Origin of the sequence: Streptomyces sp. WM6386 (genome assembly GCF_000972385.1) — a bacterium.
In the GTDB taxonomy this organism is placed as follows: Bacteria; Actinomycetota; Actinomycetes; order Streptomycetales; family Streptomycetaceae; genus Streptomyces.
In genome coordinates this window covers 20,477-47,098 of record NZ_JXTE01000021.1, presented here as the reverse complement: position 1 = coordinate 47,098, position 26,622 = coordinate 20,477, and the positions used below count along the sequence as shown (strand labels likewise).

The following is a 26,622-nucleotide window of genomic DNA, read 5'->3' as shown; positions in this document are numbered from 1 at the left end:
TCCCCGCCGCGCGTACACCTCAATCTCGATCTCTGTCATGGGACGAACGCCAGGAGTCGCGCCGTTGATCCGTCCATTGCGATGTCGGGGCCGTGAGCTGCTCCCTCGCCGCCTTGCGGAAGGCTGTCACCACACGGCCGCGGTCCCCGGCCCGGGTCGCGACGACGACGTGGCTCGGCTCGACGCCGTCCAGGGGGACCGTGGTGAGATCGTGGCGCAGGGCCCTCCCGACGGAGACGACGGAGACCGCCAGGGTCTCGCCGGCGGCGACGAGTTCCAGTTTGTCCTCGATCGCCTCGATGAGCGGCCCGTCGGGTGCCGGGCGCCCGTCCGGCCGGGGCTCGAACCGCCAGAAGGCGCTGCGCACCGGATCAGCCGTCCGGGGCAGCGGCTCGTCGGCGATGTCGTCGAGGGTGACGGAGTCCTTGCCGGCCAGCCGATGGTCCAGCGGGACGACGAGGACACGCGGCTCGTCGTAGAGGACCGTCACATGCAGGCCGTCGGTGGGGAACGGCAGCCGGGTCACCACCGCGTCGACCCGGTGGTCGAGGAGGGCCTCGCATACGTCGCCCCAGTTCAGGTGTGTGGTCTGCACGTCGGCGTCCGGGTAGCGGTGGCGAACCGCCCGTACGGCCGGAGTGACGATGAGGCCCGACGTGAAGCCGACCGTCATGCGGTTCGGCCGGGCGGCGGCACGCGCGTGTGTGGCCGCCTGCGCCGCCGCGCGGAGCAGCGCTTCGGCATGGGGCAGGAAGACCTCCCCCGCCTCCGTCAGCCGCGTCCCCTGCGGGGTCCGGTCGAGGAGTCGGGCGCCCAGCTGCCGCTCCAGCCGCTGCACCTGCCGGCTCAGTGACGGCTGGGTGATGTGCAGGGCCGTGGCCGCGCGGCCGAAGTGCCGATGCTCGGCGACGACCGTGAAGTACCGGACCAGGCGGAGGTCGAGGTCGGTCATATGGGGAGCCTACTCAGGCTTGAACTGCGGTGATGCCCAAACCGTATTGCCCGATGAGAAACAGGCTTTGGACGCGGACGGCACCTGCTCCGGACGATGAGGGCACCCCAGACACCATCCCTCTGTTCGGAGGCATCACCATGCGCGTTTTCGTCACCGGAGGCAGCGGGTTCGTCGGTTCCGCCGTCGTGCGCGAACTCATCGACGCGGGACACGAGGTCGTGGGCCTCGCCCGCTCCGACTCCTCCGCCGCGGCGCTGACGGCCGCCGGGGCCGAGGTGCACCGCGGCGACCTCGACGACCTCGACAGCCTTCGCCGTGGCGCCGCGGCGGCGGACGGCGTCATCCACACGGCCTTCAAGCACGACTTCTCCGACATCGCCGCCTCGGGCGCGATCGACCTGCACGCCATCCAGGCGATGGGCGCGGCACTCGAAGGCACCGGCAAACCCCTTGTGACGACCTCGGTGTTCCTGGTCCCGCCGGGCACGTACGCCACGGAGGAGGACCCGGCCGACCCGGCATCCGTGGCACCCTTCCGCGTCCCCTCCGAGGAGGCCACCCTCGCCCTCGCCGAACGCGGCGTACGCGCCACGCTCGTCCGCCTCCCCCCGTCCGTCCACGGCCGCGGCGACGGCGCCTTCGTCCCCCAGCTGATCGACATCGCCCGCGACCGGGGCATGTCGGCCATGGTCGGCGACGGCGCGAACCACTGGCCCGCCGTCCACCGCCTCGACGCGGCCCGCCTGTTCCGGCTGGCCCTGGAGAAGGCCCCGGCGGGCGTCCGCCTGCACGCGATCGGCGACGAGGGCGTGCCTCTCCACGCCATAGCGACCGCCATAGGCCACGGACTGGACCTCCCGGTCGTCCGGATACCCCACGCCGAAGCCGCCGCCCACTTCGGCTGGATCGGCCACTTCGTCTCCCTGAGCCTGCGGGCGTCCAGCACCCTCACGCAGCAGCGGCTGGGTTGGAAGCCGGAGGAGGCGGGGCTGCTCGCGGACCTGGCGGACGGGCACTACTTCGAGGAGGGGCGGACGAGCAAGCTCTGAGGGGCTCTATTGCCGGTAGAAGATCCGGTCCCCGTACTCCTCGAACACCCGCGCGTTCCACGCCAGCCCCCCGTCCACGTTCCCCGACCGCAGCATCGGCGGCTCGATGCCCCGTGCCGCCAGGCCGGCCGCAGCCGTGGCCACGGCGGCCTGGAGGAGTGCCGAGGTGACGACCGTGGAGGCGGGGGCGAAGGGGGCGGGGACGGTGTCGAGGGTAAGTTCCGCGTCGCCGATGGCGATCTTGGAGTCGAGGACGACGTCGCAGTGGTCCTTGAGGTAGGTGCCGGAGGAGTGGCGGGGGGTCGTCTCGGTGGCGTACGCCACCGAGGTCACGCCGATGACTTTCACGCCACGCGCGCGTGCGCTCATCGCCATCTCGACGGGTAGGGCGTTACGGCCGGAGAGGGAGATGATCACGAGGGTGTCGCCCGCGCGGAGCGGGGAGGAGTCGAGGACGGCGGTCGCGAGGCCATCGACGCGCTCCAGGGCGGAGCCGAGCGTGGCGGGCATGACGTCGACGCCGACGACACCGGGGACGGTGAGCAGGTTCATCAGCGCGAGGCCGCCGGCGCGGTAGACGACGTCCTGCGCGGCGAGCGAGGAGTGCCCGGCGCCGAAGGCGAACAGCCGGCCCCCGGCGGCGACGGTGTCGGCGAGGAGCGCCCCGGCCGCGTCGATGTGCTCGGCCTCCTCCTCGCGGACCCGCTGCAGCAGGCCGATCGCAGCGTCGAAGAACCGGTCGGCGGGCGTGCCGTCGCTCATACGGGCCCCTTCGGGTCGGCTGTGTCGCGGATCACCGTGCGGTCTGGACCACTGCGGTGTCAATACGGCGGGGCCGAGCCGTCACGGCCCGTGCGCGAACCCGCCTCCGCCCGGCACCGACGCCATCGGATCGCCGACACCAAGCCCGCCGCACCGCCGTACAGCCCCCCGCGCGGTCCCCGGACAGCCCCCGCCCGGCCCCGGAGCGCGCCTCGGATCGCTGCCGAAACCAGCTCGTTTCACCGGCGCGGCACGGTTGTCAGTGCTATGCGTCAGAATTGAAGCCAGGGCCAGCGCACGCGCCGCGAAGTCGTTGCGCTTCCGGCAGATCTCATCGAGGGGCACGTATGTCCGGACTGATCGACACCACGGAGATGTATCTCCGCACCATCCTCGAGCTGGAGGAGGAAGGTGTGGTCCCCATGCGCGCCCGGATCGCCGAGCGGCTCGACCAGAGCGGGCCGACCGTCAGCCAGACGGTGGCGCGGATGGAGCGCGACGGGCTGGTGTCCGTGGCGAGCGACCGGCACCTGGAGCTGACCGACGAGGGGCGTCGGCTGGCGACGCGCGTGATGCGCAAGCACCGGCTCGCGGAATGCCTGCTCGTCGACGTCATCGGGCTGGAGTGGGAGCAGGTGCACGCCGAGGCGTGTCGCTGGGAGCATGTGATGAGCGAAGCCGTGGAGCGGAGGGTGCTCGAGCTGCTCCGCCATCCCACCGAGTCGCCGTACGGCAATCCCATCCCCGGTCTGGAGGAGCTCGGCGAGAAGGACGGCGCCGACCCGTTCCTGGACGAGGGCATGGTGTCGCTGGCCGACCTGGACCCGGGGCTGGAGGGCAAGACAGTCGTCGTCCGGCGTATCGGCGAGCCGATCCAGACCGACGCGCAGCTGATGTACACGCTGCGCCGGGCGGGTGTGCAGCCCGGTTCGGTGGTGAGCGTGACGGAGTCGGCCGGCGGGGTGCTGGTGGGCAGCGGGGGTGAGGCGGCCGAGCTGGAGTCGGACGTCGCCTCGCATGTGTTCGTCGCCAAGCGCTGACTGTCGTACACCTTCTGTCGGGTGTTCAACTGCCGGGACATCAGAGGCAGTTGTGGCATCCCGGTGATCTCGTCGATTCCAAGATTCACTGTGCCGAATCGCAGCGCTCGGACGCCCCGCGTGCGAGGCTGTCGCGTGAGGCATATGACCTGAGGGGGCGGGGAGGATGTGCCGCAGACGTGTGGAGGGCCCCGGCGCCATGTGGCGCCGGGGCCTGTCCTCCCCTGTGCTGACCCGGAGCCCCGAGCTCCCAGGGTCATTCCCCTCGGACCGGTTTCCCCGGCCGGTCCGCCTCCCGCTGAAGATCTCCCCTCGGCGCCGACGATCAATCCCTGAACAAGGTCACTCAAACGAGGGGTGTTGTCGGCGGAAACCGCATTCTCGAATGGGCTTTCGATAGCCTTCGGGTGACACGTCGGGCGGAACGTGCGCTTCAGGGAGGGGGCGGCACGACAGCAGGCACGTCAGACAGGGCAGGCAGCACACGGTTCACAGGACCGGCCGACTCGGCGTCCCTCGGGGTGCGGTGCCGGAACGGACTTCGACGAACCCGTTGAGGGGGTGCCAGGACCAATGGCGCGGCGCATCGACGTGACCGGGGCGGGCGGCGTACGTCTCGCGGCCTGGGAGTTCGGCGACCCTCCCAAGCCCGACCCGGCGAGGGACGCGACGGAGCACGGCGTCCGGGAGAGCGGTGAGACCGCCGGGCGGCACGTCGGTCAGCGGACCGCACAGGGCGCCCTCGACCCCTCGCCCGGCGTGCTCTTACTGCACGGCCTCATGGGCCGCGCCTCCCACTGGGCCTCCACCGCCCGCTGGCTCTCCGAACGCCACCGGGCCGTCGCCCTCGACCAGCGCGGCCACGGCCGCAGCGACAAGCCCCCGCAGGCCTCCTTCACCCGCGAGGCCTACGTCGAGGACGCCGAAGCGGCCCTCGAACAGCTCGGCCTCGGCCCGGCCGTCCTGATCGGCCACGCCATGGGTGCGCTGACCGCCTGGCAGCTCGCCGCGAAGCGGCCGGACCTGGTGTCCGGAGTGATCATCTGCGACATGCGGGCCTCCGCGCTCGGTACGGCCTCGCAGCGGGAGTGGGCGGACTGGTTCAAGGCCTGGCCCGTGCCCTTCGCCACCCTCGCCGACGTACGCAAGTGGTTCGGGGAGGACGATCCGTGGGTGGAGCGGCCCAATCCGGCGCGGGGGGAGTTCTACGCCGAGGTGATGGCCGAGTCGCCGGACGGGTGGCGGCCGGTGTTCGAGCATGAGCAGATGCTGAAGTCCCGGGAGCCGTGGGTGTTCGACGCGCACTGGGAGGAGTTGGCGCAGGTGCGGTGCCCCGCGTTGGTCGTGCGCGGGCTTGACGGGGAGTTGGGGCGGGCGGAGGCGCAGGAGATGGTGCGGGTGCTGCCGCGGGGGGAGTATGCGGAGGTCGCTGACGCGGGGCATCTTGTGCACTATGACCAGCCGGAGGCTTGGCGGGCTGCGATCGAGCCGTTCATTGATGGGCTCACGGGGTGATTTGGCGCCTAAGAGCTCGGGGGGTTCTGTCGTGTGGCGGGTGCGGGCCGGTTGTGGTTGCTCGCGCAGTTCCCCGCGCCCCTTGGGGGGTTGCAGGCATCCTGCGCCACATGGCTCGCCCGAGCAGTCGGCCCGAAAGACGCTTCAGCCCTTGCTCACCGCTGCCAGGATCTCCGGGAGTCTTGCCGCCGTCCTCGGTGCCGCCAGGTGCAGGCCCGCCAGTGCGACGGCCGCCCCGTACGCGGCGCCCGTCGGCAGCAGCAGCCAGGTCCAGTCGTCCCCGCCCGCGCTGACGTTCAGCCAGATCGTCAGGACGATGACCGGGGCGCACAGCAGGGCCGCGCCGACCATGCCGCCGAAGATCGAGATCCAGGCGAGTCCGGCCTGGCCGGGGGCCACGTTCTTGTAGCCCTCCTGCGGGATGGAGTACGGGAAGCGGGCGGATGCCCACGCGCCCGTCGCCAGCATCGCGCCGAGCAGGGCGAAGGACAGGCCGAGCGCCTCGGGAAGCCGCGCCCAGTCGCCGAGCAGCGCCGTGGTCAGGACGGTCACGAGGGTGGCGTACGGCAGGGTGATCAGCAGCAGGGCCAGCGCACGGCCGCGCAGTTCGACGTAGGCGTCCCGGGTCGAGGAGATGGTCAGGGCGACCATCCAGAACGCGGAGGTGTCCTGGCCGAACTGGTTGTACATCTGGATGCCGAGCATCCCCGCGGCGAAGCAGGCGAAGTAGATCGAGCCGGTGCCCTGCAGCGCGTTGAACACGGGCACGATCAGGCCGATCGCGAGCGAGGTCACCCACGCCGCCTTGGTCTTCGGGTCGCGCCAGATGTACCGCAGGCTGCGCTCCACGACCGTCACCGTGCGGCTGGGGGTACCTCCCAGGCTTTTGGCACTGGGGGAGGGCAGCAGCCGCCCGAGCCCGGTCGACGTCCGCTCGCGCGAGGCCGGCTCGCCGGCGGACTGGAGGGTGGACCCGTCGGGGGCGGTCATCAGCCGGGTCAGATGCCGGGCCCATACGGCGATCAGGCCCGCCAGCGCCCCCGCGCTCAGCGCGAGTTGGACGACCGCGGCCCCGTACGACCCCTCGCTCACCGACTCCACCGCCCCGATCGCGGAAGCCGGCGGCACCCACGTCAACACCTCGCCCGCCGGATCGAGCTCCGCGAGCCCGCTGGAACCCAGCCGCTGCGCACCGAAGTTGACGAGCTGCGCCCCGATCGCGATGACCAGCCCGCTCAGTACGGCCAGATCCCGGCCCTTACGGCTGGTCAGCAGCCGGACGTTGGCGGCGGCGACGGCCCGCGCGAGAGCCACGCACACCAACAGCGCCAGCACGACCGCGACGACGCCGACGGCGTACGCGAGTCCGCCGTGCGCCACCGAGATCGCGGACCCGACGAGCAGGCACAGGGTGAACAGCGGCCCGATCCCCACCAGCGAGGCCGCGAGGAGCGCCCGCACCAGGGGCCGGGGGCGCAGCGGCAGCATCACCAGGCGCGTGGGATCGAGCGTCTCGTCCCCGCTGGGGAAGAAGAGCGGCATCACCGCCCACCCCAGCGCCAGCACCGCCACCAGCGGCACGACGACGGACACGGCGTGCTCGTTCCCGCGCAGCGCGATCAGCCCGAGGAGCTGGAGCGCGGCGAACAGCAGGGTGACGACCGCCGACGCGATGTACGCGGCACGTCGCCCACCGGACTGCTTCAGCCCGTTCCGCAACAGTGACAGTTTCAGCCGTACGACGACGGCGGTGACGTCGGCGCTCATCGCGGCGCCCCGCCGCCCAGCCAGTCGAGATCGGACCCGGTGTTCCGCGCGCCCGCCCCGACGAGTTCCAGGAAGGCATGTTGGAGCGAGGGCGCGGCACCGCGTACGTCGGCCAGGGGGCCGTGCGCCCGGATGCGTCCCGCGGCCATCACGGCCACCCAGTCGCACAGCGACTCGACGAGCTCCATGACGTGGGAGGAGAAGACGACGGTCGCGCCCGACCCCGTGTACCGCTCCAGCACCCCCCGGATGGTCTGTGCGGAGACGGGGTCGACGCCCTCGAACGGCTCGTCCAGGAACAGCACTTCGGGGTTGTGGAGCAGGGCCGCCGCGAGTCCGATCTTCTTCCGCATGCCGGTCGAGTAGTCGACGACCAGTTTGTGCTGCGCGCCCGCCAGGTCCAGGACGTCGAGGAGCTGGGTGGCCCGCTTGTCGACCTCGGCGCCGGGCAGCCCGCGCAACCGCCCGGAGTAGGCGAGCAGTTCCCGCCCGGAGAGGCGTTCGAAGAGGCGCAGTCCTTCGGGGAGGACGCCGATCCGGGCCTTCACCTCGACGGGATCCCGCCAGACATCGTGTCCGACGACCTCGACAGAGCCCTGATCGGGCCGCAACAGCCCGGTGATCATGGAGAGGGTGGTGGTCTTCCCGGCCCCGTTGGGTCCGACGAGCCCGATGAACTTCCCGGCGGGCAACTCCAGATCGATCCCGGCGACGGCGACCTGCTGGCCGAACCGCTTCCAGAGCCCGCGCACACTCACTGCCGACGTCATGGAAGCCAACCTACGGGGCGCGGAGAACTTTCAGCGGTCCCGCCCGCACGCGTAGGCGAGCGGAGAGATCAACTCCTCCGCGTCCGGCAGCCACCGGTTCGCCGGCGTGGGCCTGCAGGCCCACTGCACGGCCCCGCTGGACCCGTACCGCGTGGGAGGCGCTGCCACGAACGCGCCCTCGCCCAGCGCGACCAGATCGAGCGACGACGGCGTCCAGCCGAGCTTGCGCACCAGGTCCGGCACCTTCACCGAAGCACCCGGCAGTACGAGGAAGTGCATCCGGCGATCCGGCGACAGGGTCACCGGCCCCAGTGTCAACTCCATCCGCTCCATTCGCGCCAGCGCCAGGAACCCGGCGGTCTCCGGAACGGAGATCGCGTCGAAGGTCCGCCCGGTCGGCAGCAGGATCGACGCGAGCGGCTGCTTCGACCACAACCGGCGCGCGACGGTCGCACTGCCCGTGGCCTGCGTCGCCCAGTCCTCGCGCGAGGGGTGCGCGCCGGGCGCGGCGCACGCCGCGTCGCCGCAGGAGCAGTGCTGCACCCCGTCGACGGCTTCCAGCCAGGTGCCGGGGAACACGTCCCAGTGGCGCTCCTCGGCGTAGCGTACGGCGGTCTCCAGCAGCGATTCCCCGCGCTGCTTCGGAATCTGTGCGGCTTCGGTGCTCGCGATCGTCTCTTCCACGCCCAACACAACTCCCGCGCCCACCTCGGGTTACGGCTGTACCGCGCGCGGGGGAAGCGCATCGATTCCGCATCTGGGGCGCATGGATGCATGTGTGGGGGCGCGCAGGAGGATCTGTGGGGGGAGGTGGGTAGCCACATGTGGGGTGGCTTCCGTCTTTTACCCCGGCAATCCTCACATGCCTCGCATTTTCGGTATGTCCGTGGGGCATTGATCTTCACGGCCGGATCTTTTCGCTTCAGGGGTTGTTCCCAGGGGGTATGCCATGGCCGCAAGGCCTCTCGTCGCGCGACAGCCGAACGAACGGTTGCAGGCGCTCATCCAGGAAGCGGGTTGCTCGAACGCCGGGCTGGCCCGCCGGGTCAACATGTGCGGCGCCGAGCACGGTCTCGACCTGCGCTACGACAAGACGTCCGTGGCACGCTGGCTGCGCGGGCAGCAGCCGAGGGGACGCGCCCCGGCGATCATCGCGGAGGCGCTGGGCCGCAAACTCGGGCGTACGGTCACGATCGACGAGATCGGCATGGCCAACGGCAAGAACCTCGCGTCGGGCGTCGGTCTCCAGTTCTCGCCGACCGTGCTGGGGGCCATCGAGCAGGTCTGTGAACTGTGGCGCAGTGACGTGGGCCGCCGGGACTTCCTGTCCGGCTCCTCGGTCGCCGCGTCCGCGCTCGTCGAGCCGAGCCGCGACTGGCTGATCTCCTCGCCGGACTCGCAGGTGGCCCGGCAGGCGGGACCGCGGGTGGGCCAGTCCGATGTGGCGGCCGTGCGGGCGATGACCCAGGCGCTCGTCGACCTTGATCACCAGTACGGCAGCGGGCATGTGCGTCCGGTCGTCGTGCACTACCTCAACAGTGTCGTCAGCGGACTGCTCGCCGGTTCGTACCGGGAGGCCGTGGGGCGTGAACTGTTCGCCACGGTCGCGCGGTTGACGGAGCTCGCCGGGTACATGGCGATCGACACCGGCCAGCCGGGGCTGGCGCAGCGGTACTACATCCAGGCGCTGCGGCTCGCGCAGGCGGCGGGGGACCGTGGCTACGGTGGATATGTGCTCGCCGCGTCCATGAGCCATCTCGCCGCGCAGCTAGGAAACCCGCGCGAGATCGCGCAGTTGGCGCGTGCGGCACAGGAAGGGGCGCGGGGGCGCGTGACGCCGCGCGCGGAGGCGATGTTCCACGCGGCCGAGGCACGCGGGCACGCGTTGATGGGCGATGCGCGGGCGGCGCAGCTGGCGTCCGGGCGGGCGGTGGGCGCGCTGGAGGCGGCGGATCCTTCCTCCGGGGACGACCCGGCGTGGATCGCGCACTTCGACGAGGCCTATCTCGCCGACGAGTTGGCGCACTGCCACCGGGACCTCGGGCAGGCCGAGGCGGCGGCACGGCGGGCGCAGGAGTCGCTGGACGGGCTTCCCGAGACGAAGGCGCGGCGCCGGGCCATCGGCTATGTGCTGCTCGCCACCGCGCAGGTGCAGCAACGGGAGATCGAACAGGCCTGCCACACCGGGCTGAAGGCCGTGGAGTTGCTGGAGACCGTCCGTTCCAACCGGGGCGCCGATTACCTGGAGGACTTCCAGCAGCGGCTGGAGCCGTTCCAGGACGAGGCCGTGGTACGGGAGTTCGGGGCGCGACTGGAGTTGCAGGCGGCGGCGTGAAACCCCGGGGTACGAGGGCGTGAACGCGCAGGAAACGAAGGCTCCGGAGGCGAAAGGAGCGTCTGTATAGCGGATGCGGGCCCGGTTTTGTTACCGCGGTCACAGGGACACCGGTCCAGTCCTGTGCTGCGTGGCACCGGGCTCGGGGGACCCGGTAGCGTGAGCCGACGATTCACAAGGTCCCCCATTCGTAGGAGTCCCGGTGACGCAGAGTGGACAGGGCGAGGAGCCCTCGCCGCGCGTGGCGCGCGAAGGCATCGTGCTGCCCTCCGACGGCGGCGAACCGCTGCTGCCGGGCCAGACGGGCGGACCCGGCGGCTACCAGTCCGCCCCGCACGTCCCGAACCCGACCCCCGCGCCCCCGCCCGGCGGCCAGGCCTGGGGCACCCCGTGGGGACCCGAGCAGCAGACGCCCGCCCCGCAGCAGGGCGAGGGCTGGGGTGCGCCGCAGGAACAGCAGTGGGGGGCGCCCGACCCGTACCAGGCACAGGCCCAGCAGTGGGGCGCCCAGGACGCCTCGCAGCCGCTGCCGCAGCCCGGCGGCTACGACAACGACCAGCCCACGTCGTACTACCTGCCGCCGGTGGACCAGAACCCCCAGCACGGCGCCGGCCCGGGTGCGCCTCTGCCGCCCGCCGGTCACGACAGCGACCAGCCCACCTCGTACTACCTGCCGCCGGTGAACCCGGACGCCGGGGGAGGGTACGGCGTTCCCGGCGCCCCGCTGCCGCCCGCCACCGACGCGTACGGCACGCCCGCCGGACACGGCGGCGCCACCGGCGTACCCCTGCCCCCGGCGGACGAGGGCGCCACGCAGTACATCCCGCCGGTCGCCGCGTCCCCGGACGAGGGCGCAACGCAGTACATCCCGCCGGTCGCGCCCGGGGCGCTGCCGCCCGAGGTGCCCGCGCAGGGGGTCTCGGAGCAGACGCAGTTCCTGGGGCGTGCCCCGCAGAGCGGCGGGCCGCTGCCGCCCGTGTCCGGGCCCGACGCCGAGGCCACGCAGTACATCGCGCCCGTGCCCGGGCAGCACGGCGGGGAGCGGCAGCCGCCCGCCGAGTTCGACAACCTCTTCCGCAGCGGGCCGGGCGGCGAGAGCCCGGCAGGGGCCACGCAGCAGTTGCCGCGCTTCGAGCGGGCGCAGCCGCCGCACACGGGGCAGCAGCAGCCGTCGTACGGACACCGTGACCACCACGACGACGGCGGTGGCCGCGGAGGCCGAAACCGCTCGCGCGTGCCGCTCATCGCCGCTGTCGGCATCGGTATCGCCGTCCTCGGCATCGGCGCGGGCGCGCTGCTGGCCGGTGGCGGCGGGGACGACGGTGACGGCAACAAGACCGTCGCCGCGACCGCGCCGGCGAGCGAGTCCGCCTCGCCGTCCGCCGACCCGGCAAAGGCGCAGGCCGTCGAGCTTGACAAGCTGCTGGCCGACAGCGGTGACAGCCGGGCCTCGGTGATCAGCGCGGTGGAGGACGTGAAGGCCTGCAAGAACCTCGGCCAGGCGGCCAAGGACCTGCGGGACGCGGCCACCCAGCGCAACGACCTGGTGACCCGCCTGTCCACCCTCTCCGTCGACCGGCTCCCGAACCACGCCCAGCTGACCACCGCCCTCACCAAGGCGTGGCAGGCGTCCGCGTCGGCCGACAACCACTACGCGACGTGGGCCGACCAGACCGCCGGCAAGAAGGGCTGCAAGAAGGGCCAGGCGCGCACCACCGGCCAGACCCAGGCCGGCAACACCGCGAGCGGCGAGGCCAGCACGCAGAAGATCACCGCGGCCAAGCTGTGGAACGCGATCGCGAAGACGTACGGCCTGACCGAACGCAACCGCACCCAGCTGTGACCGACGGGGGCCGCCCTCTCGCGGCCCCCGGTGCCCGGTCCCGGACCTAGCTCACGTCGGCGTTCGCCAGCGTCCTGCGTACGTCCGTGAAGCCCTTGCGCGCCGCCACCAGCCGGCCCTTGCGTACGGCCTGCAGCGTCACCTCGGTGTTGACCAGGCGCGGCAGGCCGATGGCCCCGAGGCCGTTCTCGTACTCCCAGTTGAGGGTCGGCGTCAGTCCGCCCGTGTTGACCTTCAGACCGGCGTCGAGCGCCTTGCGTACGGCGGTCGACGTCAGCTCGCCGTCGCCGAGCGACTCGACGGCGGCCTTGAACACGGTGTACGCGAGCCAGGTGGTCTGCACTCCGGCGTCCGCGGGATCGATGCGGTTGTCGTCGAAGGCCTGCTCCTTGATGACCTTCTTCATCGGGTCCCAGCGCTGGTCGGTCGCGACCGGGTACCAGCCGGTGATGTACGACCCCTCGTAGGGCCCAGACGCCCCGCCGGAGGCGTCTATCACCGTCTGGTCGACGCTGCCGAGGACCGTGCCGGTGCGGACGTCGGGAAAGTCCTCACGGGCGCGGCGGAAGGAGTCCATGAAGGTGCTGGTGCGGTCCCCGAGCGCGGGCAGCACACACCCCTTCTGCGCCGGGTCGCCGGTCGTGTGGGCGAGGGCGCGCTCGGACTGCGCCGAGTACTCGGTGGCGTCCTCCGCGGCCAGCTGGTCGTCCGCCACGGGGTGGCCGGCGGCCTTCAGGCCGGAGTCGAGCATGACGTGGAGTTCGTCGCCCGCGATGCTGTCGGGGCGGACCAGTGCCACGGGCCCGCAGCTGCCGCCGAGTTCCTTGCCGAGGCCGGCGAGAAGGCTGGGCTGGCCGCCGTTGACCGGGTAGGAGGTCACGCTGTCGAACTCGGCGTTGGTGATGCCGTAGCCGCCTATGTAGGGGATGTCGGCGCCCTCGAGCGTCGGGAAGAACGCGTCGCCGTACTGGCTGTAGGAGCCGACCACCGCGACGGCCTCCTCGTCGACCGCGCGCTGGGCGCACTTGGCGGCGGAGACGGCGTCGTTGTGGTCGTTGCAGACCAGGACGGAGAGCTCGCGGCCGTTGATGCCGCCGTGCGAGTTGATCCAACGGGCGTACGCCTGCGCGAAGGCGGGCATACCGGGCTTGTTGGTGGCGCCGGTTTTCATCGGGGCCCAGGTCATGACCTTGATCGGGTCATCCCCGGAGCCCCCCGTGGCACCGGGGATGACCCCGCAACCGACGGTCAGTGACGCACACGCGGCCAGTGCCGTCGCCGCGAGGGCGGTGGCTCTGACGGCCGGGTGGAGCCTGGGGAGGAAGGTGCTGCGGATGCGTCGCCTGCCGGTCATGGGCACACACGCTTCCGCCACATGGCCAACCCGGGAGTGACTTACGGTCAACAGTCGGTGACGCGAAGGTGAATTGCGGGGGCCGGTGAGGCGCGTGTGACGAGGAACGTACGATCGATGACCGTGCAAGGTTCGGAGAACTCTTCCCGTCGCGGCCGTCGCTCATCCACCATGGGCGGCATGCCACTGAACGACATGCCGTGGTGGCGCTGGCGCAGCAATGTGCGCTCCGCGCTGCACATGCTCTCCGACCCAGGGTTCCAGCGGGACGTCTGGCTGGCCGGTGTCGAGGGGTACGGGGACGTCACCGACGCCGTGTACCGCCTCGTCGAGGACACCTGGCTGGACAACTGGTCCGCCGAGAAATACGTCGGCACGATCTTCCGGGACTCCCAGGAGTCGGCCCTCGTCGACACCGCGGTCCTGCGGGTGCTGCGGATCATGCACCAGGTCGGCCCGGACGCACCCGTCTCCGCCTACCTCGACCACCCCGGTTGGCCGGAGGCGGTACGGGCCGCGCACGACGCCCATGTGCGGATGGCGACGGCCGACGGGGACGACCCGGACCAGCCGCCGCGCTCGCTGCACGCGCTGCAGATCATGACCCGGTCCGCGTGACGGACGCGTTCTCTGCGGTGCCGGTGGGTATGGGACCCTGTCCTGCATGAACGAGCAGTCCACCCGAGCCGCGGCGCCCGCCGAGCAGTACGTCCTCATCCTGTCCTGCCCCGACAAGCAGGGCATCGTGCACGCCGTGTCGAGCTATCTCTTCATGACCGGCTGCAACATCGAGGACAGCCAGCAGTTCGGCGACCACGACACGGGTCTGTTCTTCATGCGCGTCCACTTCTCGGCGGAAGCGCCGGTGACGGTGGAGAAGCTGCGGGCCAGCTTCGCGGCGATCGGTGACGCCTTCCACATGGACTGGCAGATCCACCAGCCCGAGGAGAAGATGCGGGTCGTCCTCATGGTCAGCAAGTTCGGGCACTGCCTGAACGACCTGCTGTTCCGGGCCCGTATCGGTGCGCTGCCGGTGGACATCGCCGCCGTGGTCTCCAACCACACCGACTTCGCCGAACTCGTGGGGTCCTACGACGTTCCCTTCCACCACATTCCGGTGACGCGGGAGAACAAGGCCGAGGCCGAGGCGCAGCTGCTCGAGCTGGTGCGTGAGCAGGGCGTGGAGCTCGTTGTCCTCGCCCGGTACATGCAGGTGCTCTCGGACGACCTCTGCAAGCAGCTCAGCGGGCGGATCATCAACATCCACCACTCGTTCCTGCCGAGCTTCAAGGGTGCGAAGCCGTACCACCAGGCTCACGCCCGGGGGGTCAAGCTGATCGGTGCGACCGCGCACTATGTGACGGCTGACCTCGACGAGGGGCCGATCATCGAGCAGGAGGTCGAGCGGGTCGGGCATGACGTGACCCCGGACCAGCTGGTCGCGATCGGGCGTGACGTGGAGTGCCAGGCGCTGGCGCGGGCCGTGAAGTGGCATGCGGAGCGGCGGATTCTGCTGAACGGGCGGCGGACGGTCGTGTTCGCCTAGGAGCTCGGGGGGTTCGGTCGCAGGGCGGCTGCGGATGCGTGGGGGCTGGTCGCGCAGTTCCCCGCGCCCCTGGAGGTGCGTCCAGTGAACCGGCCTGCTTTTAGGGGCGCGGGGAACTGCGCGACCAGCCACACCCGGCCCGCAGCCGCCGACGAATCCGCAACCCGCCCCTAGATCCGGCTCAACGACGCGACCGCGAACAGCACGTCCCTGATCGCCTCCCGGTCACCCACCTGTCCCGCCGCCGCCTCCGCCGGAGGCACATGGCCCGCGGCCAGCTGGCAGAACTCCACGCCGTCCAGGGCCACGTGCGCCACCTCGTACTCCGCGGAGCCCACCGCCGCCGGGGAGTCCAGCGGGATCAGCCACTCGCCGCCACCCGAACCCTCGATCTCCAGCCGCAGGCTGCGCCCCGGCTCGCCCGCCGGGACGAGGTGGCGCCCACGGAGCGGCCCGGCCAACCCGGTCCGGCGCCGCACGGCCAGCGCCGCGGGGAGCATGCGGGCGGCCAGGTCGATCATGCGGTTCAGATGGCGGGGGGACGGGGGGCCGTACGGGTAGTCGACCGCCTCGGCGATGTCCTCCGCGTGGACCCAGCACTCGAAGGCCCGGTCCAGCATGGCGTCGTGCAGGGGGAGTTCGAAGTCGCCGTACGACACCGAGAGCTTGCCGGAACCGCCGCCGGTGAAGGAGACCGTGCGCACCAGGTCGTGGCTCTGTTCGCGCCAGGGGCCCCGGACGGAGCGGGTCGGCGGGAAGTGGGAGCCGCGCCAGAACGCCTCGGTGCGGGCCGCGGGGGTCGGTGAGCCCGCGGTGATGTCGCCGAGCGGGTCGTCCAGGCCCAGCGCGAGGGCGACCAGGCCGTCGACCGTGAGCAGGTGGGCGATGACGCCGGCGACCGTCGTACGGCGGCTCGTCGCCTCGTCGGCCTCGAACCAGCGCAGCCGCACGGGCGCGTGCCACTCGGCATCGCCCATGTCCCGCAGCAGCGCGTCCAGGCGCGCGGTCTCGGCGTCGTAGGGCGCCGCCCAGTCGGGTACCGGGATGCGCGGCGGGCGGCGGCCCAGGCAGCCCTCCAGGACGCGGGTGCGCAGCCCGGGATCGAGGTCGAGGCTCTCCTGCGGGTGGAGCAGGCCGACCGCCCCGCGCAGCCGCAGCGCCTCGTCCGCGCAGGAGCCGCAGTCGCCGAGGTGCTCCTCGACGGCCGCCGTCTCCGCGGGCGAGCAGGCGGCCAGCGCCCAGGCGCCGAGGAGCGCCTTCAGTACGGGGTGCTCCAGGGCGAGGGGCGGCGGGGGCGGCGGTGTCTCCAGCGGGGGCAGGGGGTGCCCGGTGTCCTCGACGGACGCGCGCGGGAGCGGTATGCGGGGCGGCTCGGCGGCGGGGCCGGGGCCGTCGCCGTCGGTCGGGCCGCCGGCGCCGTCGTCTGCCGGGGGCGGGAGCTCGCCCTGCTGGTGCGCACCGCTGAGGGACTCGTCCTCCTGGCCTTCCCGGTCCTCCTGGCCTTCCGGGTCCTCCTGTCCCTCCCGGCCTTCGTGCTCGTCGTACGCCTCGAAGCGGTTCGCCTCGTTCACGCCGCACCTCCGTAGCCGGGAGGCGCTCCGGGGGCGGCGCCGGTGTCATGGGCCGTGGCGAGGAGCTGCAGGCCCAGACGGAGGCGGCGGCGGGCCTCGTCCTCGGTGACTCCGAGGTCGGCGGCGGTCTGGCGGTAGTCGCGGCGCTGGAAGTACGCCAGCTCAAGGGCGGCGCGCAGCGGGGACGGCATGGACTGGACGATGTAGTCGGCGCGGGCGGCGACGGAGGCGTGGCGGACCTTGCGCTCCAGTTCCTCGGTGGTGCCGCGGCCGCCCTGGGCGAGGGCCGCGGTCTCGGTGGCACGCAGGCGCTGCACGGCGAGGCGGTGGGTCAGCGTGGCGACCCAGGAGCGCAGGGGGCCCTGTTTGGGGTCGTAGGCGTCGGGGTGTTCCCAGACGTGGGCGAAGACCTCGCGGGTGATGCCGTCGGCGGCGCGCTCGTCGCCGAGCACGCGGTGGGCGAGGCCGTGCACCAGCGAGGCGAACCGGTCGTAGAGCTCGCCGAGGGCGGCCGCCTCACCGCGTGCGAGCCGCTGCTGCATCTTGCGGTCCCAGCGGGGAGGTGCGTCCTTCTTCGCCATGCCGCCCCCTCACCGTCGTTCGCGACTCGTCAAGCCTGGACCCACCGTCTCCTCGAATGTAGTCGGCACGTCTGACAGCGCACGCCCCTTTGTAGCAATGTGCGCCCCCGAGAGAGCGGTCGATGATAGTGGACCTTCGTCTTCCTTCCACTCTGCGTCCATTCACGATCGAACAGGATCGAAGGCGACTAAAACAAGCCTCTTCCGATCGGTTTCCGTTTCCTGGCTTGTGTTTCAGGGAACCGCCGCTGGGCAGCCGCGCTGCAAGGAAGCGTAGGAACGGCTTCCGTTTGCGGGCCGTTCCGGGAAGTCCCGGCGAGCGAAGGGCGTGGTGGTGGGGTTCAACGTGACCGGCGGCGAGCACGGCGACTGGGCCGTGCTCCATGTGTCGGGCGAACTGGATCTGGTGACGTCGCCGGTGCTGCGGCAGCGGGTGCACGACGTGGTGGCCGAGGGCCGCCACAGTCTTGTCCTCGACCTCTCCGAGGTCTTCTTCTGCGACTCCAGCGGCGTCGGCGTCCTCATAGCCTCCCGCCGCCTCATCCGCTCCTGCCAGGGACAGCTGCGGCTGATACTGCCGGCCCAGGGCGCGGTGGACGGCTCCCACGTCAACAGGGTGCTGGGGGCGCTCGGAGTGCGGCGGCTGTTCGACGTCCACGTGGACGTCGATTCGGCGACGGAGGACGAAGCGGGGCCCCTGTCGGCGTGAACCGGGGGCACTGCCGCTTCTGCCACACCGTTGTCCCAAAATTCCCCCGGTCTTGGCACAACCGCCGCTTTCCCGCTCCCCGCCCCGCCCCGGCGTCGTACGCTCCGAACCAGATGCACCCCACGTGACGTAAGGCGGCCCGAGAAGACATGGTCAGCAGCGAGTACGAGCGCAGGATCGCCGGCCGGTTCGCCACCTTCGACCAGGACGGCAACGGCTACATCGACCGGGCGGACTTCAGCGTGGCGGCCAAGGCGCTGCTCGCGGAGTTCGGTACGGCGGCACGGTCCGACAAGGGGCAGGCCCTGTATGTCGGCGCGGAGGCGTTCTGGCAGGGCATGGCGGGCATCGCGGACCGGGACGGCGACCAGCGCATCACCCGCGAGGAGTTCGTCAACGGCGCCGTGAAGCGGTTGCGCGACAATCCCGACCGGTTCGCCGAGATCGCCCGCCCCTTCCTGCACGCGGCCCTCGCCGTCGCCGACCCGGACGGCGACGGAGCGGCCACCGTCGAGGACATCGCGCGCGTGCTCCGGATCCTCGGTGTCGCGCAGGGGATCGCCGACACCGCCGCCACCGCGCTCGACACCGACGGCGACGGCAGGATCGGCGAGGAGGAGATCGTCTCCGCCTTCGCCCGTTACTTCACCGTCCCCGAATAGCGCTCCCGCAGCTTGTACTTGAGCACCTTGCGGAGCGTCTCGTTGCGCGGAAGGGCGTCCACCACCTCCAGCCGCTCCGGCAGCTTGTGGACCGAGAGCCCTTCCGTGCGGAGATAGGACGTCATCGCCGCCAGGGTCAACTCCTCGGTCCCGGGGGGCTGTTCCACCACCGCGCACACCCGCTCCCCGCGCTCCTCGTCCGGCAGCCCGATCACCGCCACGTCCCCGACCGCCGGGTGCGCGGCCAGCAGGTCCTCGATCTCCTTCGCCGAGATGTTCTCGCCCTTGCGGATGATCACGTCCTTGAGCCGTCCGGTGAGCACCAGATGCCCGGTGTCCCTGAGCATCCCGAGGTCACCGGTGCGCAGGAACCCGTCCTCGTCGAAGGCCCCCGCCGTCTGCCCCGCGTCCAGATACCCCTGGCACACGGCCTCCCCGCGCAGCCGCACCTCCCCGTCCACGATCCGTATCTCCATCCCGTCCGGCGGCCGCCCCTCGGTCGTCGCGAGGTTCTCCACGGTGTCGTCCGGCGACCCCATGGTGATCATCGGCACCTCGGTCATGCCGTACCCGTGCGTGAGCTGCACCCCCATCTCCCGGACGACCGCGTGGTACACCTCCGGCGGCTTGGGCGCGCCCCCACCGGCCAGCAGCCGCAGGGTGGGTATCACCTTGGTCTCCGGCCGCTTGCGCTGCTCGGCCAGGAACATCGAGTAGAACGCCGTCGATCCGCCCGCGACCGTCACCCCGTGCCGGCGATAGCCCTCCAGCGCGTCCGGCAGCGCGAACTGCTCGAACATCACCGCCGGGAAGCCGTACAGGAGCAGCATCACCGTGTAGTCGGGGCCGGCGATGTGGGCATACGGGAAGGCCATCGAGCCCACGTCGTCGGGCCTCAGCCGCAGCGCGTGGGCCAGGCACGAGCCGCCCGCGATCAGTGAACGGTCCGTGTGCAGCACGCCCTTGGGGTCGGAGGTCGTGCCCGAGGTCCAGTAGATCCAGCGGACCGAGGTGCCCGAGGAGGGCGGCGCGGGCAGCAGGCCGGGATCGCCGTCGGGCAGCCGGTCGTACGCCTCGAAGACGCCCTTCGCGCCGAGCCGCCGCGCCATCCCGGTGTAGTCGAAGCCCCGCCACTCGCCGGGTACCGCGAAGTACTCGGCCTTCGACTCCCGTAGCGCGAAGCCGACTTCACGATCCCGGTAGAACGGGATGACCGGCGACTGGACCGCACCCAGGCGGGCCAGCGCGAAGGACAGCACCGCCGTCTCGATCCGGGTGGGCAGCTGCCAGGCGACCACCGTGCCGGGGCGTACGCCCATGTCGTACAGCCCCGCCGCCACCCGCTCGGCACGCGCGTGCAGCTCGCCGAAGCTCAGGGAGCGGTCGTCCTGGAGAAGGACCGGACGGTCGGGGGTGAGGTCGGCGCGGCGGGTGACCAGTTCCCAGAGGGTGCGGGAGGAGCTCAGGGAGTGCGGGGTCTCGTTCATGGGTGCCCCCTGCTTGGCTGACGACTCGTCAGGTGACATGCTATCTGACGCCCCATCAGATCGTGCCTGTCAGGTGAACACCGTCCGGCGGAGGAGATCATGCCGACCGAACTGCCCCGCATCATCAGCGTCGACGACCATGTGATCGAGCCCGCGCACCTGTTCAAGACCTGGCTGCCCGCCAAGTACCAGGACCGCGGACCGCAGCCACTCACCGCCGGGATCGGTGAACTCGCCTACGTCGCCGGCAAGTACCAGATCACGATGGACCCGGACGGTCCGCCCACCGACTGGTGGATCTACGAGGACCTGAAGTTCCCGTACAAGCGCAACATCGCCGCCGTCGGCTTCGACCGCGACGAGATGACCCTGGAGGGCATCACCCGCGAGGAGATGCGGCGCGGCTGCTGGGACCCCGTCGCGCGGCTCAAGGACATGGATCTCAACCACGTCGAGGGCAGCCTGTGCTTCCCGACCTTCCCGCGCTTCTGCGGGCAGACCTTCGCCGAGGCGCAGGACAAAGAGGTCGCGCTGGCCTGTGTGCGGGCCTACAACGACTGGATGGTCGAGGAGTGGTGCGGCGACAGCGGCGGCCGGCTCATCCCGCTGTGCCTGATCCCCCTGTGGGACGTGGAGCTGGCGGTCGCGGAGATCCGGCGCAACGCCGCACGCGGGGTGCGGGCCGTGACCTTCTCCGAGATCCCCACCCACCTCGGCCTGCCCTCCATCCACTCCGGCCACTGGGACCCGTTCTTCGCGGTCTGCCAGGAGACCGGCACGGTCGTCAACATGCACATCGGCAGCAGCTCCCAGATGCCGGCCGCCTCCCCCGACGCCCCGCCCGCCGTCCAGGCCGCGCTCAGCTTCAACAACGCCATGGCCTCGATGATGGACTTCCTCTTCAGCGGGGTGCTGGTGAAGTTCCCGCGCCTCAAACTGGCCTACAGCGAGGGCCAGATGGGCTGGATCCCGTACGCCCTCGAACGCGCCGACGACGTGTGGGAGGAGCACCGCGCCTGGGGCGGGGTGCGCGACATCATCCCGGAGCCGCCGTCGACGTACTACTACCGGCAGATCTTCTGCTGTTTCTTCCGTGACAAGCACGGCGTCGCCTCGCTGGACGTGGTGGGCCGTGACAACGCCACCTTCGAGACCGACTACCCGCACGTCGACTCGACCTTCCCGCACACCAAGGAGGTCGCCCTCGACCATGTGAAGGGCCTCGACGACGAGACCGTCTACAAGCTGATGCGGGGCAACGCCATCCGCATGCTCGACCTAGATCTGGACCGGGACCGGTAGGCGAGCCCGTGGACCTCTCCCACTCTCCCGAAGAGGAGGAGTTCCGGGCGCGGTTGAGGCAGTGGCTCGACCGGGTGCTGCCCACGCTCCCGCCCAAGCCGCCCCCGGACGACTGGCCCGGGCGCCGCGCCTACGACATGGGCTGGCAGCGGATGCTGTACGACGCCGGGTACGCGGACGTGCACTGGGACGCCTCGCCGACCACGCGGCTGATCTTCCTGGAGGAGACCGAGGAGGCGGGGGCGCCCTATGTGGGCGCGGGGTTCGTCGGCCTGCTGCACGCCGGGCCCACGATCGCCGCGGAGGGCTCCGTCGAGCAGCGGGCGCGGTGGCTGCCGCCGATCCTGCGCGGGGAGGAGGTCTGGTGTCAGGGGTTCAGCGAGCCCGACGCCGGGTCCGACCTCGCCGCGTTGCGGACACGCGCGCGCAGGGACGGCGACGAGTACGTGGTGAGCGGGTCCAAGATCTGGACCTCGCACGCCGAAGTCGCCGACTGGTGCGAACTGTTGGTGCGCACCGACCCGGCGGCCGCGAAACACCGGGGCATCACGTGGCTCGCCCTGCCCATGGACGCTCCGGGGATCACCGTACGGCCGCTGAGGACCCTCGTCGGGTCCGCCGAGTTCGCCGAGGTGTTCCTCGACGAGGTCCGGGTGCCGGTCGGCAACCGGGTCGGGGACGAGAACGACGGCTGGCGCGTGACCATGGTGACGCTGTCCTTCGAGCGCGGCACGGCCTTCGTGGGCGAAGTGGTCGCGTGCAGGCGGGTGTTGCGCGAACTCGCCGGTGAGGCGCGCAAGAACGGCCGGTGGGACGAGCCGGAGCTCAGACGGCGGCTCGGGCGGCTCAACGCCGAGTTCCGGGCGCTGTGGCGCCTCACGCAGTGGAACGTGAGCGAGGCGGAGGCCTCCGGGGGAGTCCCCGGTGTCGGGGGTTCGGTTTTCAAACTGAGGTATTCGCAGGCGCGGCAGGAGCTCTACGACGCCGCCGCCGACGTCCTGGGTCCCGACGCCCTCGACCTCGACCGGCCGTGGGTCCTGGACCGGCTGTCCTCGCTGTCGTACACCATCGCCGCCGGCACCTCGCAGATCCAGCAGAACATCGTGGCCGAACGGATCCTGGGGCTGCCGAAGGGGCGGTGACTGTTCCCGTGCGTTTCCAACTCACCGATGATCAACGCGCGTTGCGGGACGGCGTACGAGGGCTGCTGGCCCGGCGTTTCGACCGCGAGGCGCTGTGGGCCGCCGTCGGCTCGCCCGGCCGCCTGGACCGGGCGCTGTGGCGGGAGCTGGGGGAGGCCGGGTTCTTCGCGCTCAGGGTGCCGGAGGACGGCGGAGGGGTCGGACTCGGGCTCTCCGAGGCCGTGTTGGCCTTCGAGGAGGCGGGGCGGGTGCTGCTGCCCGGGCCGCTGGTGGCCACGCATCTCGCGGCGGGCGCGGTGCCCGGGGCGGCCGACGGGTCGGTGGTCGTGGCGGGCGTGGACGGCGGGCTGGTGGAGTGGCTGGAGGCCGCCGACGTCGTACTAGGCGATGCCGCCGACGCCGTGGCGCTGCGGTCGGTCGACCCGTTGACTCCTCTGCATCGCACATCCGGGGCCGCCGTGACCGACCACGTCGCCGTGCTCCTCACCGCCGCCGAGCAGCTCGGCACCGCCACGCGCGCGTGCGAGCTGGCGGTGCAACACGCCCGGACGCGTGAGCAGTTCGGGCAGCCGATCGGGGCGTTCCAGGCCGTCAAGCATCTCTGCGCCCAGCTGCTGGTGCGGGCCGAGGTGGCCCGTGCGGCGGTCTACGCGGCCGCCGTCACCGAGGACCCGGCCGACATCGCCGCGGCCCGGCTGCTCGCCGACGAGGCCGCCGTACGCGGCGCCCGCGACTGCCTCCAGGTGCACGGCGGCATGGGCTTCACCTGGGAGTCCGAGGTGCATCTGCATCTGAAGCGGGCCTGGGTGCGGGCACAGCGTGGCGGTGGACGCACGGAGAGTGAGGAGCTGCTCGCGGCCGAGCTGACGGCCTGACAGGGAGTCGGCCGCGGGGGCGGCGGGAGCGCTCCCGCGAATGTCGCGGATTGTGGCATACCGGAATTACGGAGTGTTGATATCGGGTTGTGTCCTATGCGTGACCCGTCACGGCCTGGAGTCGGGGAGTCGCTCCGGTACCTTCTGTGGGATGCGAGTGGTTCCGAGCACGAGCCATGCCGGTGTTGCCTCTGTGGCGGCTCCGGATGCGGCGGTGCGCGCCGCTTCTCGCACGGTCGGCGGGTCCTTGGCCTCCACCTGTTCGACTCCCCGCAACGAGCGTCGCACAGTATGCCACCCGGGTACTCCTTCGCGCTGGAATATGCCCGAAGCGCTTGTTGAGGTGACTGTACGTCAACCATGCTGTCTCGTAAGGGATTCACGTTCTGTGATCCCGGCTGTGGCCATTGTTCTGGCCATGCAAAAAATGGCTACGATCGTGGCCCTCGTGAGGCGCGAGGCTATGTGTCTGCCGGTTCGGATGGTGTGAGCGGTGCAGGTGCTTCAAGTGCAGCTGGAGATCCGGCCCGACCCCGCAGAGGTGGGGCGAGCCCGGCGGTGGGCCCGCTCGCGGCTTGCCGGGTCCGGGATAGGGGCCGACGAGGCGCTCGCCGAGACCCTGATCCTGCTCGTGTCCGAACTGGTCACCAACGCCGTGGTGCACACCGGCTGTCCGGCCGTCCTGCGTCTGTCGCTGCCCTGTGCCGCGGCCGAACAGGCCACCGTCCGCCTCGAGGTGGCCGACGCCAGTGGCCGTGCCCCCGTGCCGCGCTGCGTCGACGGTGACGCCACGGGCGGACGCGGACTCGCCCTGGTCGACGGCCTCGCCGACCGGTGGGGCTGGAGCCCCGAAGGGGCCGGTAAGCGCATCTGGTGCGAACTCGACCGCTGTGCGGCGAAGGGCCGTGAGGGTGCCGCGTCCTTCGGCGGCGGCGCCTCGGCGTTCGAGGGGTACGAGGGGCTGGCGTACGAGGCGGTCTGAGGCCGCTGTCCGAGGTGGCGCGGTCGGAGCGCGGTTGCAGGGCGCCCCGGTCCTCCCTGTCGATCGACGGGTGGTGCGCCGCGATGTGCTTCCGTGCGCGCCCGTAGCAAATGGTGCGTAAGTAATAAATCCCCGAACAGGTGTTGACGCCGTGTGTCCGCTTGCTCACGCTTGTGGTCAGCGATTCGCCGCGAGGGGACGACGTGGGTTCCGGTGACGGGAGCCCTCGGCGAGTGTGGGTCGTGATTCGGTGCCGGTTCTCTCCGGGGCAAGAGGAACCGTTGGGGGAGGGTGCGCCGAGTCGGACGGCGGGGCGCGATGCCGTGCTCGGGGCGGGCGTTGGGGCGCCGCCGTCCGACCTTGCCCGTGTCCGCCGTGTCAGAGAATGGCGACCGGAGCCACCGGAGTGCCCGTCGCCCCGACGAACGGCTCGGGCATCGCCGACAGCAGGAACGTGTAGCGGCCCGCTTCTCCACAGGCTGTGGACAACTCTTCGAGATTCCAGTTCTGGCCTTGCAGCATCCCCATCTCCACGAGGTCGAGCGCGTGCACGGGCAGCCACAGATCCTCGATCTCGGGCGGAAAGATCTCGAAGGTCAGCGTGTCGTTCGCGACCGCCGCGACATCGCGTGCGTGGAACCACTCCGGCGTACGGATCGACAAGCCCGGCGACGGATAGCCGTACGCGTGCTTGTCGCCCGCCAGATACGCCTGGATCTGCCCCGTCCGTACGAGCACGATGTCGCCGGCCCGCACGCGCGTGCCCGCGAGTTCCTCGGCGGCGTCCAGATCCTCCGGTGTGACGGCGTACGCACCGTCCAGCCGTGCCGTACCGTGTGCGCGGGCCACGTCCAGCAGTACGCCGCGCGAGACGATGTGCCGTGCCTTGTCGATGCCGCTGAAGCGGGCGCCGCCGTGCGCGGTGATGGTGCCGGCGGGGCGGCCGTTGTAGAGCACGCCCGAGTGCGAGACATGGGTGAGCGCGTCCCAGTGGGTGGCCGCCTGTAGCCCCATCGTCACGGCGTCGTCGCTGCACGCGACCGTGCCCGGGCCGAAGATCTCCTGGTTGATCTGCACCATCGCGTGCAGGGGATTGACCCGGCCCGGTATCAGGCCCGTCTGTACGCCGTCCTCCTTCAGTGGGAGGGAGAGCGGGACGCGGCGGCCGGACCTGACCTCCGTCGCGGCCTGGCGTACGACCTCGTCGGTGATCAGGTTGAGGGTGCCGATCTCGTCGTCGGCGCCCCAACGGCCCCAATTGTTCACGCGCTTGGCGATGTCGTGAAACGCCGGATGCATCGCGGGCAGTGTCATCGGTGCTCCCCCGGGGCTTGTCTACGGGTGTCTGACGGGTCATAAAATCTAACGGTCCGTCAGAAACCGCGGGAAGGGGCCGGGCGTGGGGAACTTCTTGGCAGGCAAGGTGGTCGCCGTGACGGGGGCGGGGCGCGGAATCGGTCGGGCGGTGGCGCTCGGCGCGGCGGCCGAGGGGGCGTCCGTCGTCGTCAATGACTACGGGGTGTCGGTGGACGGTGGGTCGCCGACGAGCGAGGTCGCCTCGGGCGTGGTCAAGGAGATCGAGGCGGCCGGCGGGCAGGCCGTCGCGGTCGCCGACGACGTATCGACCATGGCGGGCGGGCAGCGGGTCGTCGACGTGGCCCTGTCGTCGTACGGGCGGCTGGACGGCGTCGTGTGCGTCGCCGGGATCCTGCGCGAGCGGATGCTGTTCAACATGACCGAGGAGGAGTGGGACCCGGTGGTCGCCACCCACCTCAAGGGGACGTTCACCGTGTTCCGGGCGGCCTCCGCCGTCATGCGCAAGCAGCAGGCCGGGACCCTGATCGGGTTCACCAGCGGGAACCACCAAGGGTCCGTCTCGCAGGCCAACTACAGCGCCGCGAAGGGCGGGATCATCTCGCTGGTCCGCAGTGCGGCGCTGGGGTTGAACAAGTACGGGGTGACCGCGAACGCGGTGGCGCCGGTGGCTCGTACGCGGATGTCCGCCGGAGTGCCCATGGAGTTGGCGGAGATCGGGGAGCCGGAGGATGTGGCCGCGCTCGTCGTGTATCTGCTGTCGGAGCGGGCTCGGGAGGTCACCGGGCAGGTGTACACGATCGCCGGGCCGAAGATCGCGGTGTGGGCTCAGCCGCGGGAGCTGCGCGCGGCGTATGCGGAGGGTTCCTGGACGCCGGAGCGGATCGCGAAGTTCTTGCCGGGGGCGGTGGGGGTGGATCCGATGCCTTTGCTGGAGCGGCTCGCTGCCATGGAGAGGGCCGCGCGTGAGGGGGAACGTCCTAACGCCTGATGGGGTGGGTGGATCTGTGTGTTGGCGGCTGCGGGCTCGTTGTGGCTTGTCGCGCAGTTCCCCGCGCCCC

24 protein-coding genes are annotated in these 26,622 nt (G+C 71.3%); 14 read left to right on the top strand and 10 right to left on the bottom strand.

Annotated features, from left to right (window positions below; translation table 11 throughout):
* Positions 1-19 precede the first annotated feature (19 nt).
* Complete coding sequence (locus tag TN53_RS15515; protein ID WP_046259056.1) at positions 20-952, bottom strand: LysR family transcriptional regulator; 933 nt, start codon at positions 950-952, stop codon at positions 20-22.
* A gap of 140 nt (positions 953-1,092) precedes the next feature.
* Here TN53_RS15515 and TN53_RS15510 point away from each other — a divergent pair, with 140 nt between their 5' ends.
* Positions 1,093-2,004, top strand: a complete 912-nt coding sequence (locus TN53_RS15510) for an SDR family oxidoreductase (protein WP_046259055.1) — start codon at positions 1,093-1,095, stop codon at positions 2,002-2,004.
* A 6-nt stretch (positions 2,005-2,010) separates the two neighbouring features.
* Here TN53_RS15510 and TN53_RS15505 read toward each other — a convergent pair whose 3' ends face one another.
* Entirely contained in the window at positions 2,011-2,766 is a 756-nt protein-coding gene (locus TN53_RS15505) for an SIS domain-containing protein (protein ID WP_046259054.1), read from the bottom strand.
* 347 nt (positions 2,767-3,113) lie between these two features.
* On the opposite strand from TN53_RS15505, the gene TN53_RS15500 reads away from it, so the two are divergent.
* Both TN53_RS15500 and TN53_RS15495 read left to right on the top strand, forming a co-directional pair.
* The gene (locus TN53_RS15500; RefSeq protein WP_020130217.1) at positions 3,114-3,806 is read left to right on the top strand and encodes a metal-dependent transcriptional regulator; all 693 of its coding nucleotides are present in this window, start codon (positions 3,114-3,116) and stop codon (positions 3,804-3,806) included.
* Positions 3,807-4,379: 573 nt separating this feature from the next.
* Entirely contained in the window at positions 4,380-5,321 is a 942-nt protein-coding gene (locus TN53_RS15495) for an alpha/beta fold hydrolase (protein ID WP_046259053.1), read from the top strand.
* Between the two features lie 144 nt (positions 5,322-5,465).
* On the opposite strand, the gene TN53_RS15490 is transcribed toward TN53_RS15495, so the two are convergent.
* From TN53_RS15490 to TN53_RS15480, 3 genes are read right to left on the bottom strand one after another with little or no spacing between them, the layout of a single operon-like run.
* A complete protein-coding gene (locus TN53_RS15490; RefSeq protein ID WP_046259052.1) occupies positions 5,466-7,088 on the bottom strand; it encodes a hypothetical protein in 1,623 nt (540 codons plus the stop codon).
* Complete coding sequence (locus TN53_RS15485; RefSeq protein WP_046259051.1) at positions 7,085-7,858, bottom strand: ABC transporter ATP-binding protein; 774 nt, start codon at positions 7,856-7,858, stop codon at positions 7,085-7,087. Before TN53_RS15485 ends, TN53_RS15490 begins: the two co-directional genes overlap by 4 nt.
* A 30-nt stretch (positions 7,859-7,888) precedes the next feature.
* Positions 7,889-8,551 carry a bifunctional DNA primase/polymerase gene (locus TN53_RS15480; RefSeq protein ID WP_095046508.1) on the bottom strand — a complete coding sequence of 221 codons (663 nt, stop codon included), beginning with the start codon at positions 8,549-8,551 and terminating at the stop codon, positions 7,889-7,891.
* A 256-nt stretch (positions 8,552-8,807) separates the two neighbouring features.
* Between TN53_RS15480 and TN53_RS15475 the strand changes: the two genes are divergently transcribed.
* The gene (locus TN53_RS15475) at positions 8,808-10,193 is read left to right on the top strand and encodes a hypothetical protein (protein WP_046259049.1); all 1,386 of its coding nucleotides are present in this window, start codon (positions 8,808-8,810) and stop codon (positions 10,191-10,193) included.
* 202 nt (positions 10,194-10,395) lie between these two features.
* On the top strand, positions 10,396-12,036 hold the full coding sequence (locus TN53_RS15470) for a hypothetical protein (RefSeq protein ID WP_095046507.1): 1,641 nt from the start codon (positions 10,396-10,398) through the stop codon (positions 12,034-12,036).
* Between the two features lie 46 nt (positions 12,037-12,082).
* On the opposite strand, the gene TN53_RS15465 is transcribed toward TN53_RS15470, so the two are convergent.
* A complete protein-coding gene (locus tag TN53_RS15465) occupies positions 12,083-13,390 on the bottom strand; it encodes an ABC transporter substrate-binding protein (protein WP_046259048.1) in 1,308 nt (435 codons plus the stop codon).
* 117 nt (positions 13,391-13,507) lie between these two features.
* Between TN53_RS15465 and TN53_RS15460 the strand changes: the two genes are divergently transcribed.
* Positions 13,508-14,008: an SCO4402 family protein gene (locus tag TN53_RS15460; protein ID WP_046259047.1), complete on the top strand. Its 501-nt coding sequence runs from the start codon at positions 13,508-13,510 to the stop codon at positions 14,006-14,008.
* A gap of 46 nt (positions 14,009-14,054) precedes the next feature.
* Positions 14,055-14,936 (top strand): formyltetrahydrofolate deformylase, encoded by an 882-nt coding sequence (gene purU / locus TN53_RS15455; protein ID WP_046259046.1) that lies wholly within the window; start codon positions 14,055-14,057, stop codon positions 14,934-14,936.
* A 170-nt stretch (positions 14,937-15,106) separates the two neighbouring features.
* Here purU and TN53_RS15450 read toward each other — a convergent pair whose 3' ends face one another.
* Positions 15,107-16,297, bottom strand: coding sequence for a zf-HC2 domain-containing protein (locus tag TN53_RS15450; protein ID WP_420719102.1), 1,191 nt, complete (start codon positions 16,295-16,297; stop codon positions 15,107-15,109).
* Between the two features lie 206 nt (positions 16,298-16,503).
* Positions 16,504-17,088 carry a sigma-70 family RNA polymerase sigma factor gene (locus TN53_RS15445; protein ID WP_046259044.1) on the bottom strand — a complete coding sequence of 195 codons (585 nt, stop codon included), beginning with the start codon at positions 17,086-17,088 and terminating at the stop codon, positions 16,504-16,506.
* 328 nt (positions 17,089-17,416) lie between these two features.
* Between TN53_RS15445 and TN53_RS15440 the strand changes: the two genes are divergently transcribed.
* Positions 17,417-17,797, top strand: coding sequence for an STAS domain-containing protein (locus tag TN53_RS15440; RefSeq protein ID WP_046259043.1), 381 nt, complete (start codon positions 17,417-17,419; stop codon positions 17,795-17,797).
* Positions 17,798-17,946: 149 nt separating this feature from the next.
* Positions 17,947-18,459, top strand: coding sequence for an EF-hand domain-containing protein (locus tag TN53_RS15435; RefSeq protein ID WP_046259042.1), 513 nt, complete (start codon positions 17,947-17,949; stop codon positions 18,457-18,459).
* On the opposite strand, the gene TN53_RS15430 is transcribed toward TN53_RS15435, so the two are convergent.
* Positions 18,438-19,946, bottom strand: a complete 1,509-nt coding sequence (locus tag TN53_RS15430; protein WP_046259041.1) for a class I adenylate-forming enzyme family protein — start codon at positions 19,944-19,946, stop codon at positions 18,438-18,440. The genes TN53_RS15435 and TN53_RS15430 overlap by 22 nt on opposite strands.
* A 99-nt stretch (positions 19,947-20,045) precedes the next feature.
* Between TN53_RS15430 and TN53_RS15425 the strand changes: the two genes are divergently transcribed.
* From TN53_RS15425 to TN53_RS15410, 4 genes are all read left to right on the top strand, one after another.
* Positions 20,046-21,248: an amidohydrolase family protein gene (locus TN53_RS15425; RefSeq protein ID WP_046259040.1), complete on the top strand. Its 1,203-nt coding sequence runs from the start codon at positions 20,046-20,048 to the stop codon at positions 21,246-21,248.
* 8 nt (positions 21,249-21,256) lie between these two features.
* On the top strand, positions 21,257-22,390 hold the full coding sequence (locus tag TN53_RS15420) for an acyl-CoA dehydrogenase family protein (protein ID WP_046259039.1): 1,134 nt from the start codon (positions 21,257-21,259) through the stop codon (positions 22,388-22,390).
* A gap of 8 nt (positions 22,391-22,398) precedes the next feature.
* The gene (locus TN53_RS15415) at positions 22,399-23,265 is read left to right on the top strand and encodes an acyl-CoA dehydrogenase family protein (protein WP_046259038.1); all 867 of its coding nucleotides are present in this window, start codon (positions 22,399-22,401) and stop codon (positions 23,263-23,265) included.
* 508 nt (positions 23,266-23,773) lie between these two features.
* Entirely contained in the window at positions 23,774-24,247 is a 474-nt protein-coding gene (locus TN53_RS15410) for an ATP-binding protein (protein WP_046259037.1), read from the top strand.
* Between the two features lie 378 nt (positions 24,248-24,625).
* Here TN53_RS15410 and TN53_RS15405 read toward each other — a convergent pair whose 3' ends face one another.
* Positions 24,626-25,561, bottom strand: coding sequence for a cyclase family protein (locus tag TN53_RS15405; RefSeq protein WP_046259036.1), 936 nt, complete (start codon positions 25,559-25,561; stop codon positions 24,626-24,628).
* A gap of 85 nt (positions 25,562-25,646) precedes the next feature.
* Between TN53_RS15405 and TN53_RS15400 the strand changes: the two genes are divergently transcribed.
* Complete coding sequence (locus TN53_RS15400; RefSeq protein ID WP_046259035.1) at positions 25,647-26,552, top strand: SDR family oxidoreductase; 906 nt, start codon at positions 25,647-25,649, stop codon at positions 26,550-26,552.
* Positions 26,553-26,622 lie beyond the last annotated feature (70 nt).